The organism is Pseudomonas sp. S11P7 (assembly GCF_023195435.1).
Lineage (GTDB): Bacteria > Pseudomonadota > Gammaproteobacteria > Pseudomonadales > Pseudomonadaceae > Aquipseudomonas > Aquipseudomonas fluorescens_G.
In genome coordinates, this window is record NZ_JALPKS020000002.1 from 5565504 (window position 1) to 5584711 (window position 19208).

The 19208-nt window shown below is 61.8% G+C and carries 19 protein-coding genes; 10 read left to right on the forward strand and 9 right to left on the reverse strand.

What is annotated here, in order from left to right:
* Positions 1-4: 4 nt before the first annotated feature.
* Positions 5-925 carry a choline ABC transporter substrate-binding protein gene (choX, locus tag M0746_RS25435; protein WP_258451052.1) on the forward strand — a complete coding sequence of 307 codons (921 nt, stop codon included), beginning with the start codon at positions 5-7 and terminating at the stop codon, positions 923-925.
* A gap of 255 nt (positions 926-1180) precedes the next feature.
* On the forward strand, positions 1181-2749 hold the full coding sequence (locus tag M0746_RS25440) for a SulP family inorganic anion transporter (protein ID WP_258451053.1): 1569 nt from the start codon (positions 1181-1183) through the stop codon (positions 2747-2749).
* 116 nt (positions 2750-2865) lie between these two features.
* Here the strand turns inward: M0746_RS25440 and aroE are convergent, their stop codons facing one another.
* Positions 2866-3687 carry a shikimate dehydrogenase gene (aroE, locus tag M0746_RS25445; protein WP_258451054.1) on the reverse strand — a complete coding sequence of 274 codons (822 nt, stop codon included), beginning with the start codon at positions 3685-3687 and terminating at the stop codon, positions 2866-2868.
* Between the two features lie 9 nt (positions 3688-3696).
* Positions 3697-4611, reverse strand: coding sequence for an oxygen-dependent coproporphyrinogen oxidase (hemF, locus tag M0746_RS25450; protein WP_258451055.1), 915 nt, complete (start codon positions 4609-4611; stop codon positions 3697-3699).
* Positions 4612-4764: 153 nt separating this feature from the next.
* Here hemF and M0746_RS25455 point away from each other — a divergent pair, with 153 nt between their 5' ends.
* Complete coding sequence (locus tag M0746_RS25455; protein ID WP_258451056.1) at positions 4765-5742, forward strand: NADPH:quinone reductase; 978 nt, start codon at positions 4765-4767, stop codon at positions 5740-5742.
* Positions 5743-5806: 64 nt separating this feature from the next.
* Here the strand turns inward: M0746_RS25455 and M0746_RS25460 are convergent, their stop codons facing one another.
* The 4 genes from M0746_RS25460 to M0746_RS25475 form a co-directional block, all read right to left on the reverse strand.
* A complete protein-coding gene (locus tag M0746_RS25460; protein WP_258451057.1) occupies positions 5807-6481 on the reverse strand; it encodes a hypothetical protein in 675 nt (224 codons plus the stop codon).
* A gap of 241 nt (positions 6482-6722) precedes the next feature.
* Positions 6723-7280, reverse strand: coding sequence for an L-threonylcarbamoyladenylate synthase (locus tag M0746_RS25465; RefSeq protein ID WP_258451058.1), 558 nt, complete (start codon positions 7278-7280; stop codon positions 6723-6725).
* Positions 7281-7335: 55 nt separating this feature from the next.
* Complete coding sequence (gene dprA, locus M0746_RS25470; protein WP_446731336.1) at positions 7336-8436, reverse strand: DNA-processing protein DprA; 1101 nt, start codon at positions 8434-8436, stop codon at positions 7336-7338.
* Between the two features lie 79 nt (positions 8437-8515).
* Positions 8516-9541, reverse strand: a complete 1026-nt coding sequence (locus tag M0746_RS25475) for a LysM peptidoglycan-binding domain-containing protein (protein ID WP_258451059.1) — start codon at positions 9539-9541, stop codon at positions 8516-8518.
* A gap of 161 nt (positions 9542-9702) precedes the next feature.
* On the opposite strand from M0746_RS25475, the gene def reads away from it, so the two are divergent.
* The 5 genes from def (at position 9703) to M0746_RS25500 (ending at position 14310) form a co-directional block, all read left to right on the forward strand.
* Positions 9703-10209 (forward strand): peptide deformylase, encoded by a 507-nt coding sequence (def, locus tag M0746_RS25480; protein WP_090287876.1) that lies wholly within the window; start codon positions 9703-9705, stop codon positions 10207-10209.
* A gap of 58 nt (positions 10210-10267) precedes the next feature.
* A complete protein-coding gene (gene fmt, locus M0746_RS25485; protein WP_258451060.1) occupies positions 10268-11227 on the forward strand; it encodes a methionyl-tRNA formyltransferase in 960 nt (319 codons plus the stop codon).
* A complete protein-coding gene (gene rsmB, locus M0746_RS25490; RefSeq protein ID WP_258451061.1) occupies positions 11224-12534 on the forward strand; it encodes a 16S rRNA (cytosine(967)-C(5))-methyltransferase RsmB in 1311 nt (436 codons plus the stop codon). Before fmt ends, rsmB begins: the two co-directional genes overlap by 4 nt.
* A 22-nt stretch (positions 12535-12556) precedes the next feature.
* Positions 12557-13933: a Trk system potassium transporter TrkA gene (trkA, locus tag M0746_RS25495; protein WP_090287869.1), complete on the forward strand. Its 1377-nt coding sequence runs from the start codon at positions 12557-12559 to the stop codon at positions 13931-13933.
* A 62-nt stretch (positions 13934-13995) separates the two neighbouring features.
* A complete protein-coding gene (locus tag M0746_RS25500; RefSeq protein WP_208939125.1) occupies positions 13996-14310 on the forward strand; it encodes a tetratricopeptide repeat protein in 315 nt (104 codons plus the stop codon).
* Positions 14311-14313: 3 nt separating this feature from the next.
* On the opposite strand, the gene M0746_RS25505 is transcribed toward M0746_RS25500, so the two are convergent.
* The 3 genes from M0746_RS25505 to tag form a co-directional block, all read right to left on the reverse strand.
* A complete protein-coding gene (locus M0746_RS25505) occupies positions 14314-14553 on the reverse strand; it encodes a PilZ domain-containing protein (RefSeq protein ID WP_258451062.1) in 240 nt (79 codons plus the stop codon).
* A gap of 82 nt (positions 14554-14635) precedes the next feature.
* A complete protein-coding gene (locus tag M0746_RS25510) occupies positions 14636-15523 on the reverse strand; it encodes a lysophospholipid acyltransferase (protein ID WP_016772383.1) in 888 nt (295 codons plus the stop codon).
* A 41-nt stretch (positions 15524-15564) separates the two neighbouring features.
* A complete protein-coding gene (gene tag / locus M0746_RS25515) occupies positions 15565-16122 on the reverse strand; it encodes a DNA-3-methyladenine glycosylase I (protein ID WP_258451063.1) in 558 nt (185 codons plus the stop codon).
* Between the two features lie 81 nt (positions 16123-16203).
* On the opposite strand from tag, the gene glyQ reads away from it, so the two are divergent.
* Together glyQ and glyS are read left to right on the forward strand one after the other, a co-directional pair.
* Positions 16204-17157 (forward strand): glycine--tRNA ligase subunit alpha, encoded by a 954-nt coding sequence (glyQ, locus tag M0746_RS25520; protein WP_003187265.1) that lies wholly within the window; start codon positions 16204-16206, stop codon positions 17155-17157.
* Positions 17154-19208, forward strand: a complete 2055-nt coding sequence (glyS, locus tag M0746_RS25525) for a glycine--tRNA ligase subunit beta (protein ID WP_258451064.1) — start codon at positions 17154-17156, stop codon at positions 19206-19208. Before glyQ ends, glyS begins: the two co-directional genes overlap by 4 nt.

Here is a 19208-nt window from a genome sequence, read left to right on the forward strand (position 1 = left end):
GTCCATGGGCAAGTTATCCACAGTCGTAACGGTTGGTCTGATCGCATTGAGCAGCGCTTCGGCTTTTGCCGAACAGAACTGCGGCACGGTGAAAATGGCCGATCCGGGCTGGAGCGACATCGCGGCGACCAACGCCATCACCGGGTTTCTGCTCGACGGCATGGGCTACAAGGCCAAGATCGACACCCTCGCCGTGCCGATCACCTTCGGCGGTCTGAAGGACGGCCAGGTGGATGTGTTCATGGGCAACTGGATGCCGGCACAGCAAGGCTTCTACGACAAGTTCGTCGCCACCGGTGACGTCACGCAGCTGGCGAAGAACCTCGAAGGCACGGAGTTCACCCTCGCCGTGCCGGATTACGTGTGGGACGCGGGTGTGCATGATTTTGCCGACCTGAACAAATACGCCGACAAGTTCGACCGCAAGATCTACGGCATTGGCTCCGGTGCGCCAGCGAACATCTCGTTGCAGGAAATCATCAAGAAGAATGACTTCGACATGGGCCAGTGGAAGCTGATCGAGTCCAGCGAACAGGCGATGCTGGCGGAAGTCTCGCGTGCGGTGAAGAAGCAGAAGTTCGTCACCTTCCTCGGCTGGACCCCACACCCGATGAACGTGCAATTGAAAATGCATTACCTGAAGGGCGGCGAGAAGTACTTCGGCAGCACCGGCAGCGTTTATACGCTGACGCGCAAGGGTTACGCCGAGGCCTGCCCGAACGTGGGCAAATTGCTGACCAACCTGGCGTTCACTCAGGACATGGAAAACAGCATCATGGCCGAGGTGGTGAACAAGAAGATCAGCAATGCCGAGGCGGCGAAGGCATGGATCAAGGCCAACCCCGCCGTGCTGGATAAATGGCTGGATGGGGTGAAGACGGCGGATGGCAAGGATGCGTTGGCGGCGGTCAAGGCGAAGCTTTGATCGAGGGGTTGCTGGATCAGTGATCAGCTTGAGATCTTTGCCCCCTCACCCCAGCCCTCTCCCCCAAGGGGGCGAGGGGGAAAGGGAGCCTATCGTTGTTTGATTCGAGACATGAGTTCGACGCTGATTCCGCAGGTCGATTTAGCCAGTCCAAACACCTCGGTCAGTCCCCTCTCCCTTTGGGAGAGGGTTAGGGTGAGGGTCTTCTACCTGACACACTGATACCCTTGAACAAACCCCCAACTGCGAGGACCCATGGCCTTCCCCAGCCGCCACTCTCTCTTCCCTTTCCTCACCTGGCTGCCACGGCAAACCCGCGCCAGCGTTGGACGGGATCTGATCGTCGGGCTCAGCGGGGCGATTCTGGCGTTACCGCAGTCGATTGCCTACGCGCTGATCGCCGGCCTGCCGCCCGAGTACGGTCTGTATGCGGCAATTGTGCCGGTGCTGATTGCCTGTCTGTGGGGTTCGTCCTGGCATTTGATTTGCGGCCCGACGGCGGCGATTTCGATCGTGCTGTTTGCCAGCGTCAGCCCCTTGGCCGTGCCCGCCTCGCAGGACTACATCACGCTGATTCTGCTGCTGACCTTGCTCGCCGGAATCTTCCAGTGGTTGCTCGGCTTGTTGCGCTTCGGCGCGCTGGTGAATTTTGTTTCGCATTCAGTCGTGCTGGGTTTCACCCTCGGCGCGGCAGTGGTTATTGCCATTGGCCAGTTGCCGAACCTGCTGGGGCTGGAATTGCCGGCCAATAGCACGGCGTTGGCAAGCCTGATGGATCTGCTTGAGCACCTGCGAGCTGTGGATAAACCTTCGCTGGTACTCGGCGTGGCCACGGTGCTGGTCGGCATCGTGCTCAAACGCTGGCTACCGCGCTGGCCGACGTTGTTGATCACCCTCGTCCTGGCCAGTGTGCTGGTCTGGCTGTGGCCGGCGATGTTCGGCCATGTACATCGGGTCAGCGCCTTCGTAGGGCGCTTGCCGCCGTTCAGTGCCTTGCCACTGGACCTCGACCTGGTCTTGCGCCTGCTGCCGAGCGCGGTGGCAGTCGGCATGCTGGGCCTGGTCACCAGCCTGTCGATCGCGCGCTCGATTTCCGCGCGATCGCAACAGTTGCTCGATGCCAACCAGGAAGTCCGCGCGCAGGGCTTGTCGAATATCGTCGGTGCGTTTTTCTCCGGCTCGCTGTCCGCCGGCTCGTTTACCCGCTCAGGCCTGAGTTATGAAGCGGGCGCCTGCTCGCCGCTGGCGGGAGTGTTTTCGGCGCTGTGGGTGGCATTATTCGCGATCTTTGGCGCCGGACTGATTGCGCACATTCCGATCCCGGCGATGGCCGGGAGCATTCTGCTGATTGCCTGGGGCCTGATTGACCATCGCGCCATTCGGGCCTTGCTGCGGGTCAGCCGCGCCGAGTTCGTGGTGATGGCCCTGACCTGCCTCGCCACGTTGCTGCTGGAATTGCAGACCGCCATTTATGCCGGTGTGCTGGCCTCGCTGTTTTTCTACCTCAAGCGCACGTCGCAACCGCGAGTGCAACATTGGCGCGACGGCGAAGACGATGTGCTGCGGGTCGGCGGGTCGATCTTTTTCGGCGCCAGCCATTACCTGCAAGTGCGCCTGCAACGCATGCACGGCGAACGGGTGGTGATCGAAGCGCAGCAGATCAATTTCATCGACTATTCGGGGGTGGAAATGCTGCACCAGGAGGCGCGACGCCTGCTGCGCCAGAACCGCAGCCTGACCTTGCGTGGGGCGCGGCCGCAGGTGGTGGAGGAGTTGCGCAAGCTCGAAGGGCCGGAGAAATGCCCGATCAGGTTTGAAGACTGACTTCGAGAACACCGAATAACCTGTGGGAGCGAGCCTGCTCGCGAAGACGGTGGCACATCCGCAATCGATGTGTCAGATAGACCGCTTTCGCGAGCAGGCTCGCTCCCACAGGGAGATCATTGCGCGAGCTGGCGGCGCAGTTCGGCCAGCACCGGCGCCGTGTCTGGGCGCACGCCGCGCCACAGGTAAAACGCCTCGGCCGCCTGCTCTGCCAGCATCCCCAAACCATCCATCGACAGCGCCGCGCCATGCTCACTGGCCCAACGGCAGAAAGCGGTCGGCTCCTTGCCGTACATCATGTCGTAGCACAGGGTCTTGCCCGCTTCGATCAGGCTCGCGGCAATCGGCGGCACGTCGCCAGTGAGGCTGGCCGAGGTGGCATTGATGATCACGTCAACCGACTCGCGCAACCAGTCGAAACCGCTGGCCGACACCGGGCCCAGATCGCCAAACGATTCGGCCAGCAGCTCGGCCTTGTCCACGCTGCGATTGGCAATGATCAGCGATGCCGGTTTCTCCGCCAGCAGCGGCTCCAGCGCACCGCGCACTGCGCCACCGGCACCCAGCAGCAAGATGCGTTTGCCCGTCAGGCTGAAGCCGGCATTCACCGTCAGATCGCGCACCAGCCCGGCACCATCGGTGTTGTCACCGAGCAGCGTGCCATCAGTCAGTTTGCTCAAGGTATTCACCGCGCCGGCGCGTTGCGCTCGGGCGGTCAGGCTATCGGCCAGGCGATAGGCGTCTTCCTTGAACGGGACAGTGACGTTGGCGCCGCGGCCTTCTTGGAAAAACGCCATGGCGCAGCCGGAAAAGTCATCAAGCGGGGCCAGCAACGTGCTGTATTCAAGTTGCTGGCCGGTCTGCTGCGCGAACAGCTGGTGAATCATCGGCGACTTGCTGTGGCCGATCGGGTTGCCGAAAACAACGTAGCGATCCATCAGGGCTCCTCAGGCTTCGGCGAGCCAGTCGCGGTCTTGCAGGAAGTACTCGGTCAGGCGCGCTTCTTCGCTGCCGGGCTCGGCTTTCCAGTCGTAAGCCCAGCGCACTTGCGGCGGCAGGGACATCAGGATCGACTCGGTACGCCCGCCCGATTGCAGCCCGAACAATGTACCGCGGTCGTAAACCAGGTTGAACTCGACGTAACGGCCACGACGAAATTCCTGAAATTCACGCTGTTGGGCGGTGAATGGATCATTTTTGCGGCGCTGCACGATCGGCAGGTACGCCTCGATGTAGGCATCGCCGATGGCACGCATGAAGGCGAAGCTGGTGTCGAAGTCCCATTCGTTCAGGTCATCGAAAAACAGCCCGCCAATACCGCGCGGCTCATGACGATGCTTGATATGGAAGTAGGTGTCGCACCAGGCTTTGTAACGTGGATACACGTCGGCACCGAACGGCGCACACGCCTGTTCGGCGACGCGATGCCAATGAATGCAGTCTTGTTCATTGCCGTAATACGGGGTCAGGTCAAAACCGCCGCCGAACCACCAGACCGGTTCTTCGCCTTCTTTCTCGGCGATGAAAAACCGCACGTTGGCGTGGGAGGTCGGTACATGCGGGTTATGCGGGTGGATCACCAGCGATACGCCGAGGGCTTCAAAACCGCGGCCGGCAAGTTCGGGCCGGTGAGCGCTGGCCGAGGGCGGCAGGCCGCTGCCAAACACATGGGAAAAATTGACCCCGCCCTTTTCGATCAGCGTGCCGTTCTCCAGCACCCGGGTACGACCGCCACCGCCGGCGGGCCGGGTCCAGGCGTCTTCGACGAAGCGCGTGCCGCCGTCTTCGGCTTCCAGAGCGGCGCAGATGCGGTCTTGCAGGTCGAGCAGATAGGCCTTTACGGCGTCGGTGCGGGTCGTCATGGCTTCACCTTGAATCGGGCGCCGCCCCCGGCAGGCGGGGCGGCGCAAATGGGCGCGTAGCATACCATCGCACAATGGCCCGCCGCAGTTGACGAAGATCAAGCATGGGAGTTGGATAGGGGGCTTACAAAAAGCCCCAAGGAGAGCAGGCAGATGGCAAAGCGTATCCAGTTCCGCGCCCACGGCGGTCCCGAAGTGCTCGAATATGTAGATTACGAACCCGCCGCACCCGGCCCGAATCAGGTGCGGGTGGCGAACAAGGCGATCGGCCTGAACTTCATCGACACCTATTTCCGCAGCGGCCTGTATCCGCCGCCTGCCTTGCCGTCCGGGCTGGGCGCTGAAGGGGCAGGCATCGTCGATGCAGTCGGCAGCGAAGTCACCCGGTTCAAGGTTGGCGATCGAGTGGCCTACGGCACCGGCCCGCTGGGTGCTTACAGCGAATTGCACGTGCTGCCGCAGGACAATCTGGTGCACCTGCCCGACGACATCAGTTTCGAGACGGCCGCCGGCGTCATGCTCAAGGGCCTGACCGTGCAGTATCTGCTGCGCCAGACCTATGAACTCAAGGGTGGCGAGACCATTCTGTTTCACGCTGCGGCCGGTGGCGTCGGCTCGCTCGCCTGTCAGTGGGCCAAGGCGCTCGGGGTGAAGCTGATCGGTACGGTCAGTTCCAAAGAAAAAGCTGAACTGGCCAAAACCAATGGCGCCTGGGCGACGATCGATTACAGCCACGAGAACGTTGCCCAGCGCGTGCTGGAGTTGACCGACGGCAAGAAAGTCCCGGTGGTGTATGACGGCGTCGGCAAGGACACATGGCTGACCTCCCTCGACAGCGCTGCGCCACGGGGCCTGGTCGTCAGTTTCGGTAATGCCTCCGGCGCGGTGGATGGGGTGAACCTGGGCATTCTTTCTGCCAAAGGCTCGCTGTATGTCACCCGGCCGACCCTGGCGACGTACGCCAACAACGCCGAAAACCTGCAGCGCATGGCCGACGAGCTGTTCGAGATGATCAGCAGCGGCAAACTGAAGGTGGACATCAGCCAGCGTTATCCACTGGCCGAGGCGGCGAAAGCGCAAACCGAACTGTCGGCGCGGCGCACCACCGGTTCTACCGTCCTGCTGCCCTGACAAACCCGTCGACGTCTCGCCAGCCAGGGCTTGGCGCCACGGCTGGCGAGATGTGCGAGCCTCTTCAGAAGCCTGGTGGATGACACGCCAACGGCTTCTGTATCAGATGACCAACCGCCGCCTGATCCGGCGGTTGCACCGCCGCGAGGATCTGCCGCCACTCGGCGGACAACACCCAGTAATCGCCGCGTGCGCGATGGTCGATGTGCAGGGCATTTGAAGCAATCGGCATCAGGCCGAAGCGTTGGTAAAAACGCAGCTGTTGCGACCGGCACAGTGCGGTGACGCCCTGGTAGCCATTCCTGATCGCCCACTCGGCAGCGGCGGCCAACAGGCCGTTGACCGCGATGGGCAGCTGATGGGTCGAGTACGAGATCAAGCGGCTGAATTCGACATGCCGTGACAGCGCCACCGTGGGCGACACATGTTGTTGCGCCAGCAACGCCCATTCGAACGGTGCCGGAGTGGCCCGCAGTACCGCCAGCAACTGGTCGTGGCGGTACAGCAGAAAGTGCGTACTGCGCGACTTGATCGCCAGTTGCGTTTCGAGCAGCCGCGCACGTGAGGACAGCATGTAATGCTGCAGCCGCAGCCGAAATTGCCGATCGATGAACCGATCAAAGTCCTGGGTATCCGATCCCGCTTCAAGCGTCACGATACGGCAACCCTCGTGATGACTCTTTAACGTTGTCTGAAGCGTTTGCAGGTAATCCGTGAGTTGCAAATCCGTAGTGTCCATTCTTTCTCCGCAGTCCTTACTTATCGAAGTGTTTCGAGTGCTGAGGAAAGGATGGTTGCTTTTGGCGATTCCGCCACGCCGGGAGGTCTGATAATCAGGTGGGAAAAGTCAATGAATCCGGGCGGTTGACGACTTTTCTGACAGGAGAGAAAGCCCCTGTTGTAGGAAAAATCGCAGGCATGCGTAGTACTCCTCGCCATCACGCCGAGGAGTACGCACATTCATATCGTTTGAAGCCGGGTCAGTCGGGACGAATGACCTTGCCGCTCGCCAGGTCGCGGATCACGCTGGGGTTCTTGCGGCCACCCAGTTGCCCGCCGAGTACCAGATCGAGCTGCCCACGGAAATACTGCTCGACCCGCAGGCGCGTACGCGCAGCCGGGCGCCCCTGAGGGTTGGCAGACGTGGAAATCAGCGGCCCGACCATTGAACACAGGTCGCGCACTTGCGGGTGATCACTGACCCGCAGCGCCACGGTGTCGTGGATACCGGTCACCCATTCGGGCAACAAGCCCTGATGCGGCACCAGCCAGGTGTTCGGCCCCGGCCAGGTACTGGCCATGCGGTCGATCCATTCCTGCGGGAAATCTTCGAACAGGAAGTCGAACTGGCGAATGTTGTCGGCGACCAGAATCAGCCCCTTGATCACCGAGCGGTTCTTGATTGCCAGCAGCCGGTCCACGGCCTCTTCATTCCACGGGTCGCAACCCAGCCCCCAGACGGCTTCGGTTGGATAGGCAATCACCGCCCCGGCACGAATCTCTCGCGCGGCTTGTTGCACACGCCAACTGTTGACCATGAAAAAACTCTCCGCAATCAGGTTTCGCGCAGTTTACCTATCCTGCATGTAAAACCTAGCGTGTCCTGGCCAACCAACGACCGTTTTCGCAGACCGCCCGGCCGTCCATTTCCAGCTCGGTCAGTGCTGCCAACACTTTGGGCAAGGCCCAGCCACAGCTATCGGCCAGCGCTTCGCTGGTATGCGGGGCGGCGTGGAGCAGAGCGAGCAACGGATGGTCGGCCTTCGCGCAATCCGTGGACGGAGACACATGCTGCCAGCCGCGCAGGGCTTCGAGGATGTGTTCGATGGTTTCCACCAGCACCGCGCCATCACGAATCAACTGATGACAGCCACGTGCGCCCGGATGATGAATCGACCCGGGAATCGCATACACCTCACGCCCCTGTTCCGCCGCCAGCCGCGCGGTGATCAGTGAACCGCTGGCGACGCTGGCCTCGACCACCAGCACGCCCAGCGACAAACCGCTGATGATCCGGTTACGCCGCGGGAAGTTGCTGGGGGCCGGCCCGGCATCCAGCGGAAACTCCGAAAGCACGGCGCTGCCGGACGCCATCATCGCCTCGGCCAGCCGTCGGTTGCGCTGTGGATAAAAATTTTCCAGGCCGGTGCCGAGTACCCCGACGGTCAGCCCGCCAACATCCAGCGCGGCTTGGTGGGCTGCCGCGTCGATGCCCAGCGCCAGGCCGCTGGTGATGACAAAACCGGCCCCGGCAAGGCTGCGCGAAAACGCTGCGGCGGTGTCCATGCCAGGACGCGAAGCGCGGCGGCTTCCGACCATCGCCAGTTGCGGTTTCTCCAGAATCCGCGCATCGCCGGCAACGAACAACAACGGCGGCGGATCCGGAATCTGCGCCAGCAGCGCCGGATAATCGGCCTGGTCCCACATCAGCAAATGCTGGCCCGGCCGCTCTAGCCAGCGCATTGCGTGGCTGGCACCGTCGCGAACCGTAGGGCAACGCCGCGCCTCGGCGCACGCCGCCGGCAAACCCAGCGAACGCCAGGCGCTGGCCGGCGCACTGATGGCTTTGGAGGCCGAGCCAAAGGCTTCGAGCAATTTGGCAAAGCGCTTGGGGCCGATATCCGGCAAGCGGTGCAGGCGCAGGCGCGCTTCCAGTTCCGCCGGGGAAACCGGTGTACAGACAGGAGACATCATGGATCATCCTTGATCGATATAAGGCCCGTACCTTTCGGAACAAGCTGTGGATAACTCTGTTGGTAACTTGTTGAGCAAGCTACGGATTACGCACCTTGTCGAGCACCGCCAGCGAGCGCGATGCGTTGAGAATCAGGCCATAGCTGAGTTTGTCGTAGGTACGGAACACCATCAGCAACCCGGCGCGTTCATCGGGAATCTTCAGCGGTTGGCCGGTGATCCGGTCACGCACGGTTTCGCCGGTTTTCATCACCACCAGCACGTTGCCCTCGGCAAGGCCATCGCGTTTGCCCTTGTTCAACGTGACCACGTCCATCGCGCCGATCTGCGTGACGCCGCGCGGTACGTCGATGATCACCCCGTTGATATCGCGGGCAGGGGCGCTGGGCATGAAGGTCGAATTGATCGAACGTTCTTCGCCGCTGAACAAACGATCACCGAGGCGCACTTCCTGGGTAGTGCGTTGCAGCGCGAGGGTGGCGACATCGCCCTCGGTGGCGACGATTTCACCGCCACCAATGTCATCGGCGTTGATCCCGAGAAATTCCTGGGTCTGCGGATCGGTGTAGACCTTGCCCTGGCGAAAGATGCCGTACACCGGTTGTTCCGGGTCGAAATGGCCACGGGCGAAGATGCGGTCACCGGTGCCGCTGAGCACGCGCTCGGCATCGCCAGCGACGATGTACGGCGCCTTGTCGAAATCTTCAGCCTTGTCGACGATGCGGTTGCTCAGCAGGAAACTGTTGATGGACTTCAGCGGAATGCTTGGAATCGCCTCGGCCACCGGGCTGGTGCGGATGCGGGGCGAGAGTTTGATGGTGCCGCGCGACTCGCCACGGTTGACGGTCAGTTGCGGCTGGCCGTTGACGTAGCTGAGCGTCAGCGTGTCGCCGGGATAGATCAGGTTGGGGTTATCGATCTGCGGATTGGCCCGCCACAGTTGCGGCCATTGCCAGGGCTCGCGCAGGTATTTGCCGGAAATGTCCCAGAGCGTGTCCCCTGAAACCACCGTGTATTGCTGTGGAAAACCTTCCCTGAGTTGCACTTGCCCTTGCGCCGCGCCGGCCGAAGCCAGGAGCAGCAGGGCGAGTAGTGTTTTCCTCATGCCGTGAATCCCTTTATCATATGCGTTCGCGTGAACCGTCAGAGCCCCCGTGGCTCGCTTGGGCAAACTGCACAAGCTACGCTTCACAACGGTAGCCTGCATCTTCGGACCTGCCAGGCCATCGACCCGACTTTACTCAACGTGTGCAGCAATCAAAGCCTATGGCCATTTTAAACATCCTCGAATTCCCGGACCCGCGTCTGCGCACTATCGCCAAGCCTGTGGCTGTAGTGGACGACGAAGTGCGTCAGTTGGTCGATGACATGTTTGAAACAATGTATGAAGCGCCGGGCATCGGCCTTGCCGCGACCCAGGTCAACGTACATAAACGCATCGTGGTCATGGACCTTTCCGAAGACCGGACCGAGCCGCGGGTGTTCATCAACCCCGAGTTCGAACCGTTGACCGAGGACATGGACCAGTACCAGGAAGGCTGCCTCTCGGTACCCGGTTTCTACGAAAACGTCGATCGCCCGCAAAAGGTCAGGATCAAGGCGCTGGACCGCGACGGCAAGCCCTATGAGCTGATCGCCGAAGGCCTGCTTGCGGTGTGCATCCAGCACGAATGCGACCACCTCAACGGCAAATTGTTCGTCGACTACCTGTCCACGCTCAAACGCGACCGGATCAAGAAGAAGCTGGAAAAGCTGCACCGCCAGAACGCTTGATGCCCCTCTTCAAAGGCTTGCTGCGGCAAGCCTTTTTCATTTTTGTGAGACGCCTTTCATGACTGAGCCATTGCGCATCGTTTTTGCCGGCACCCCGGAATTCGCCGCCGAACACCTCAAGGCCCTGCTGAACAGCCCGTACGAGATCGTCGCGGTGTACACCCAGCCAGATCGGCCGGCCGGGCGCGGGCAGAAACTGATGCCGAGCCCGGTCAAACAGCTCGCCCTGGAAAACCATATCCAGGTGTTGCAGCCGCCGACCTTGCGCAATGCCGATGCCCAGGCTGAACTGGCTGCGCTGAAGCCGGATTTGATGGTGGTGGTCGCCTACGGTCTGATTCTGCCGCAAGTGGTGCTGGATATTCCGCGTCTCGGTTGCATCAACAGTCATGCATCGTTGCTGCCACGCTGGCGTGGTGCGGCGCCGATCCAGCGCGCGGTCGAACACGGCGATGCCGAAAGCGGTGTGACCGTGATGCGCATGGAAGCCGGCCTCGACACCGGGCCGATGCTGCTCAAGGTCGTCACGCCGATCAGCGCCGAAGATACCGGCGGCACCTTGCATGATCGTCTCGCGAAGATGGGCCCGCCCGCTGTGATCCAGGCCATTGCCGGTCTCGCCGCCGGCACCCTGGAAGGCGAAGTGCAGAACGACGAACTTGCCACCTACGCGCACAAATTGAACAAGGACGAAGCGCGCCTCGACTGGAGCCGTCCGGCCGTTGAGCTGGAACGCCTGGTGCGTGCCTTCAATCCATGGCCGATCACCCACAGCACCCTCAACGGTGAAGCGCTGAAAGTGCTGGCGGCGAATCTCGCCGAAGGCAAAGGCGCGCCGGGTGAAATCATCAGCGCCAGCAAGGACGGTCTGGTCGTTGCCTGCGGCGAACAAGCCCTGCGCCTGACCCGCCTGCAACTGCCCGGCGGCAAAGCGCTGAATTTCAGTGACCTGTTCAACAGCCGTCGCGAGAAATTCGCCGTCGGCACCGTGCTCGGTGCCGCGGTGGATCCGCAATGAACCCGCGTCTGGCCGCCGCCAAGGCACTTGCCGCCGTGCTCAGTGGCAAGGCTTCGCTGAACAGTTCGCTGCCCACGCAACTGGACAAGGTCGAGGATCGCGATCGCGGTTTCACTCAGGATCTGGCCTTCGGCACCGCGCGCTGGCAGCCACGCCTGTCGGCATTGGCCGAGAAGCTTTTGCAGAAACCGTTCAAGGCCGCCGACGCCGATGTCGAGGCGTTGCTGCTGGTCGGTCTCTACCAATTGCTCTACACCCGCGTGCCGGCCCACGCAGCCATCGGCGAGACCGTCGGTTGCGCCGACAAGCTGAAAAAGCCATGGGCCAAAGGCCTGCTCAACGCCGTGCTGCGCAATGCCCAGCGCGATAGCGAAACGATTTTCGCCGAGCTGGAACGCGATCCAGTGGTGCGCACCGCTCACCCGCGCTGGCTGCAGAAATCCCTGAAAGCCTTCTGGCCGGAACAGTGGGAAGCGATCTGCGCAGCGAACAACGCGCATCCGCCAATGATCCTGCGGGTCAATCGTCGTCATCACAGCCGCGACGCCTACCTCGGCCTGCTGACTGAGGCCGGGATTGCCGCAATGCCCTGCGTGTACAGCCGCGACGGCATCATCCTCGAAGCCGCCGCCGATGTACGCAGCCTGCCGGGTTTCGCCGAGGGCTGGATCAGCGTCCAGGACGAAGCCGCGCAACTGGCCGCCGACCTGCTTGACCTCGCGCCGAGGCAACGCGTGCTAGACGCCTGCTGCGCCCCCGGCGGCAAGACTTGCCACATCCTCGAAGCCGAACCGGCGCTGGCCGGCGTGGTGGCGGTGGACCTAGAGGCCAAGCGTCTGGTGCGAGTGAAGGAGAACCTTGAACGCCTCGGCCTCAACGCTGAGCTGATCGCTGCCGACGGCCGTGATACGGCGAAGTGGTGGGACGGCAAACCGTTCCAGCGCATCCTGCTCGACGCGCCGTGCTCGGCCACCGGGGTGATCCGCCGGCACCCGGACATCAAGCTGACGCGGCAACCCGAGGACATCGCCGCTCTCGCGCAACTGCAAGGCGAGCTGCTGGACGCGATGTGGCAAACCCTCGAAGTCGGCGGCATCCTGCTGTACGCCACCTGCTCGACGCTGCCGACCGAAAATACGGAAGTGATTGCTGCGTTTCTCGAGCGTACGCCGGGAGCACGGGAGCTGGACCTGGCTACTGCGGCTGGAATCAAACAGCCCCATGGTCGCCAACTGCTGGCCCAGCAAGGCGGGCATGACGGGTTCTACTACGCCAAGCTGATCAAGATCGCTGCCGCGCGCAGCTAAACGGATTCAACGGAGTGACTGGATGAAAATCATCATCCTCGGTGCAGGACAGGTCGGCGGTTCGCTGGCAGAACATCTGGCCAGCGAGGCCAACGACATCACCGTGGTGGACACCGACGGCGAGCGCCTGCGCGACCTCGGCGATCGTCTCGACATCCGCACCGTGCAGGGCCGTGGCTCGCTGCCTTCGGTACTGCGTCAGGCCGGCGCCGACGACGCCGACATGCTGGTCGCGGTGACCAACAGTGACGAGACCAACATGGTCGCCTGCCAGGTCGCGCACACGCTGTTCCACACCCCGACAAAGATTGCCCGGGTGCGCGAAGCGTCGTATCTCAATCGCGAAGAGCAGCTGTTCCAGAACGAGGCGATTCCGGTCGACGTGTTGATCAGCCCCGAGCAGGTGGTGACCAACTACATCAAACGCCTGATCCAGCATCCCGGCGCCTTGCAGGTGATCGATTTCGCCGAAGGCGCGGCGCAACTGGTGGCGGTGCGCGCCTATTACGGCGGGCCGCTGGTCGGCCAGCAACTGCGCCAGCTACGCGAGCACATGCCGAACGTCGAAACCCGCGTCGCTGCAATTTTCCGCCGTGACCGGCCAATCCTGCCGCAGGGCGACACGGTGATCGAGGCCGACGACGAAGTGTTCTTCATCGCCGCTCGTGAGGATATTCGTGCGGTGATGAGCGAAATGCGCCGCCTCGACGAGACTTACAAACGCATCGTCATCGCCGGTGGCGGGCAGATCGGCGAGCGCCTGGCCGAAGCCATCGAAAGCCGTTATCAGGTGAAGATCATCGAGATGAGCCCGGCGCGTTGCCGTTATCTCTCGGACACGCTCGACAGCACCGTGGTGCTGCAGGGCAGCGCTTCGGACCGCGATCTGCTGCTGGAGGAGAACATCGCCGACGCCGATATCTTCCTCGCCCTGACCAACGATGACGAAGCCAACATCATGTCTTCGCTACTGGCCAAACGGCTCGGGGCGAAGAAGGTCATGACGATCATCAACAACCCGGCCTATGTCGACCTGATCCAGGGCGGCGATATCGACATCGCGATCAGCCCCCAACTGGCGACCATCGGCACTTTGCTGGCCCACGTGCGCCGTGGCGATATCGTCAGCGTGCACTCATTGCGCCGCGGGGCAGCGGAAGCCATCGAGGCGATCGCCCACGGCGATGCCAAGTCGAGCAAGGTCATCGGCAAGCCGATCGAGAAAATCGGCCTGCCACCGGGCACCACCATCGGCGCGGTGATCCGCAACGAACAGGTGATCATTGCCCACGACGACACGGTGATCGAAGCGGGCGACCATGTCATTCTGTTCCTTGTGGATAAAAAGCATATTCGCGATGTGGAGAAGCTGTTTCATGTGGGACTGAGCTTCTTCTGATCCGGATATCGATCGTTCCCCCGCAGAGCATGGGAACGATCACTGAAACGAGGGTGCAAGAGATGCTTGAGTCGCTGGAAAAAATGCTCGCCAAAGGTGTGGATAACGCTCTGCTGCGATTCGGCCTGGGCAAGGGTTATCTGGATCTGGGCGAAAATGCCAAGGCTGCCGAGCATTTTCAGCGCTGCGTGGCGTTCGATCCGAAATACTCGGCGGCGTGGAAATTATTGGGCAAGGCCCGATTGGCGCTGGGTGATTCTGCTGCCGCGCGGCAAGCCTGGGAACAGGGGCTGGAAGCGGCCCGCGCCCATGGCGACAAGCAGGCCGAAAAGGAAATGTCGGTGTTCCTGAAGAAGCTCGAGCGTCAGGCCCGGTAAATCTTACAAATAGCGCAAGCCGATGCCTTCAGCATCCACCGTGACCACTTCCATACGCACTCGCGGCGCACCTGTGGGTAAGTCTTGCACCTGACCATACACCACTGCCCCCTTGGGCAACGACGCCAGACGCGGATGCTGCACGTAAACGCCGGTGGGCGACAGGTTGCGCGTCTGCCCGAGGCATTCGCCCAAGCTGTCGTGAGTGATCTTGATACGAAACGACTTGCGGTGTTCGGACATCTGCTGCGCCCTTGAATGAACATTTGTGGATAACTTCAAGGATGAGGTTATCCACAGATCATGCCAATCTCGTCGATCGTGCTCAGTACCAGCGCGCTTCGCCCGGTGGACGTTTTTTGAAGCGTTTCATGCTCCACATGTACTGGCTCGGATATGCCGCAACGTAGCGCTCGACCACTTTGCTCATGGCCGCGCAGGATTCGGCGGTATCGGTGCTGTACATGGCTTCGGGCGCGGCTTCGAGGATCACTTTGTAGCCAGAGCCGTCGGGCAGTCGCAGCGCATGCAGGAACACGCCGACTGCTTTGCCGCCAGCGAGCATGTTCGGTACGAACTTGCTGGTCAGCGCTTGGGTGGCAAAGAACGGCACAAAGATCCCGGCGGATTCGGCCGGTTCCGGGTCGGCCGGAATGCCCACTGCACCACCTTTGCGCACTTCCTTGATAACGCTGAGGATGCCTTCCTTGGTCGATGCAGCCACTTTGTTGCCCAGTTGCACGCGCTGTTTGCGCAGCAATTCATCGACAGCCTTAAGCTTGGGTGGGCGGTAGAAGATGATCGGTTTGCACTGGCTGCAATAGAAGTGGTTGAGCACTTCCCAGTTGCCCAGGTGGCTGGTGATGCCGACCACGCCTTTGCCAGAGGCCAGCGCTTCTTTCAATACGTCGAGGCCTTCGACTTCACGAACCAGATCGATCGAGCGCTGAGCCGGCCAGATCCACGCGCAGGCACTTTCGGTCAGCGACTTGCCGATGTCCTTCAAACTCTGGCCGACCAGACGCTCGCGTTCGGCCGCATCCATCTGTGGAAAACATTTGGCGAGGTTGATCCGCACCACGTCGCGGGAACGGTTGGGGGTTTTCCACATGATCCAGCCGATCGCCGAACCCACGGCCTGCACGGCCCGCCATGGCAGCAGGGCAAACAGCCGCAGCGCGCCTACCAGCAAGGCGCCTTTAAACTTTTCCACAGGTCACTCCTGATCTTTGTGCTGTGCGCGAGGCCGGCATTCTAACCGGCGTTGACCAACTGCGCGTAGCGGTCGCAATCCTGCGTATGGTCCATGACCATTCCCGAGGCCTGCATCAACGCGTAGCAAATGGTCGGGCCGACGAAGGTGAAGCCGGCCTTTTTCAAGGCTTTGCTCATCGCCAGCGCTTCGGGGGTGATCGCCGGGACTTCGCTGCGATCCTTGAAATGATTGATGATCGATTGGTCGTTAACAAACGACCAGAGGAACGCCACCGGGTCTTCCAGCGCCAGCCAGGCCTGGGCATTACGGCGGGCGGCGTTGAGTTTGAGGCGGTTGCGGATGATCCCTGGATCGAGCATCAATTCGTCGATTTCGGCGTCGCTCATCTGCGCCACACGCTGCACGTCAAAGCCGAACAGCACCTGGCGATAACGCTCGCGCTTGCGCAGCACGGTGATCCACGACAGCCCGGCCTGGAACCCTTCGAGCAAAAGCAACTCGAACAAACCCTGCGCATCGCGTAGCGGCGTGCCCCACTCCTGATCGTGATAAGCCATGTACAGCGGATCTTCGGTACACCAAAAGCAGCGTGGCATAAGGCTCCAGGGGGCGTGCGCAGCAACGAATCGGGTATACTCCCGCTCTTTAAATCGCAGCCCAAGAAACAGGTGAATTTCGTGAGCCAGCCTACGCCAGCCGTGCGTACCTTCCAAGACTTGATCCTCGCGCTCCAGCAATACTGGGCCGAGCAAGGTTGTGTGGTACTTCAGCCCTACGATATGGAAGTAGGCGCCGGCACTTTCCACACCGCGACCTTCCTGCGCGCCATCGGCCCGGAAACCTGGAACGCCGCGTACGTGCAGCCAAGCCGCCGTCCGACTGACGGCCGCTACGGCGAAAACCCGAACCGTCTGCAGCATTACTACCAGTTCCAGGTCGTCCTGAAGCCGAACCCGGACAACTTCCAGGAACTGTACCTGGGCTCGCTCAAGCATGTCGGCCTCGACCCGCTGGTCCACGACATCCGCTTCGTCGAAGACAACTGGGAATCGCCGACTCTCGGCGCCTGGGGTCTGGGCTGGGAAGTCTGGCTCAACGGCATGGAAGTCACTCAGTTTACCTACTTCCAGCAAGCAGGCGGCATCGAGTGCTACCCGGTAACCGGCGAGATCACCTACGGTCTCGAGCGCCTGGCGATGTACCTGCAAGGCGTGGATTCGGTCTACGACCTGGTCTGGGCTGACGGTCCGTTCGGCAAAGTCACCTACGGCGACGTGTTCCATCAGAACGAGGTGGAACAGTCCACCTACAACTTCGAACACGCCAACGTCGACAAGCTGTTCGAACTGTTCGACTTCTATGAAAGCGAAGCCAAGCGCCTGATCGAGCTCGACCAGCCGCTGCCGTTGCCGAGCTATGAAATGGTCCTGAAGGCTTCGCATACCTTCAACCTGCTGGATGCACGCCGGGCGATCTCGGTGACCGCGCGTCAGCAATACATTCTGCGCGTACGCACCCTGGCGCGTTCCGTTGCGCAAGCCTACCTGCTGGCCCGCGCCAAGCTGGGCTTCCCGATGGCGACCCCGGACCTGCGTGACGAAGTACTGGCCAAGCTGGAGGCTGCACAATGAGTGCGCAAGATTTTCTGGTTGAACTGGGCACCGAAGAACTGCCACCCAAAGCCCTGAACACCCTGGCTGAGGCGTTCCTCGCCGGTATCGACAAGGGCCTGCAAGCCGCTGGCCTGAACTACGAGACGAAAACTGTCTACGCCGCACCACGGCGTCTGGCTGTGCTGATCACCGCGCTGGCCACTCAGCAGCCGGACCGCAGCATCAACCTCGACGGCCCGCCACGTCAGGCCGCATTCGACGCTGACGGCAACCCGACTCAGGCCGCGCTGGGCTTCGCCAAGAAGTGTGGCGTCGAGCTGAGCGAGATCGACCAGAGCGGACCGAAACTGCGCTACAGCCAGAACATCGCCGGCAAGCCGACCGCGAGCCTGCTGCCGACCATCGTCGAAGATTCGCTGAACGACCTGCCGATCCCGAAACGCATGCGTTGGGGTGCACGCAAGGAAGAGTTCGTACGTCCGACCCAATGGCTGGTGATGCTGCTCGGTGACCAGGTCATCGATTGCACGATCCTTGCGCAGAAGGCAGGTCGTGATTCCCGTGGGCACCGTTTCCACCATCCGGAAGCCGTGCGCATCGGTTCGCCATCGAGCTACCTCGCCGACCTGCGTGCCGCTTACGTGCTGGCTGATGCCAACGAGCGCCGCGAGATCATCAGCAAGCGCACCGAAGAACTGGCGACCCGTCAGGAAGGCACCGCGATCGTGCCGCCGGCGCTGCTCGACGAAGTGACGGCGCTGGTCGAGTGGCCAGTGCCGCTGGTGTGCTCGTTCGAGGAGCGTTTCCTCGACGTGCCGCAAGAAGCGCTGATCACCACCATGCAGGACAACCAGAAATATTTCTGCCTGCTGGACGCCGACGGCAAGTTGCTGCCACGTTTCATCACTGTGGCCAACATCGAAAGCAAAGATCCGCAGCAGATCATCGCCGGTAACGAGAAAGTGGTTCGCCCACGTCTGACCGACGCCGAGTTCTTCTTCAAGCAGGACAAGAAGCAGAAGCTCGAAGACTTCAACCTGCGCCTGCAGAACGTGGTGTTCCAGGAAAAACTCGGCAGCGTCTACGACAAGGCCGAGCGCGTCTCGAAACTGGCGGCGTACATCGCTGCGCGCATCGGCGGCAACGCTTCGTGGGCGGCCCGTGCCGGCCTGCTGTCGAAGTGCGACCTGGCCACCGAAATGGTCGGCGAGTTCCCGGAGATGCAAGGCGTCGCCGGTTACTACTACGCCCTCAATGACGGCGAGCCGCAGGACGTCGCGCTGGCGCTGAACGAGCAGTACATGCCACGCGGTGCCGGTGCGGAACTGCCGGCAACATTGACCGGTGCAGCGGTGGCGATCGCCGACAAGCTCGACACCCTGGTCGGCATCTTCGGTATCGGCATGCTGCCAACCGGCAGCAAAGACCCGTATGCCCTGCGCCGTGCGGCACTCGGCGTGCTGCGTATCCTGATCGAGAAACAACTGGACCTGGACCTGAACGACGCCGTGGCTTTCGCGGTGAACGCGTTCGGCGCCAAGGTCAAGGCGGCCGGCCTCAACGAGTCCGTGCTGGAATTCATCTTCGACCGTCTGCGTGCGCGTTACGAAGACGAAGGCGTCGATGTGGCCACCTATCTGTCGGTTCGTGCCCTGAAGCCGGGTTCGGCGCTGGATTTCGACCAGCGTGTGCAAGCGGTGCAGGCCTTCCGCAAACTGCCGGAAGCGGCAGCGCTGGCGGCCGTCAACAAGCGTGTGTCGAACCTGTTGAGCAAGGTCGAAGGCTCGGTGCCGACCGAGGTGCAAGCCAAGTACTTTGACAACGCCAACGAGTTCTCGCTGTACTCGGCGATCCAGCAAGCGGATCAGGCGGTGCAGCCAATGGCCGCGGCGCGTCAGTACAACGAAACACTGGCACGCCTTGCAGCATTGCGTGAGCCAGTGGATGCGTTCTTCGACGCCGTAATGGTCAATGCCGACGACGCCAATGTGCGGGCCAACCGTTACGCGCTGCTGGCGCGTTTGCGTGGTCTGTTCCTTGGCGTTGCCGACATTTCGCTGCTGGGTTGA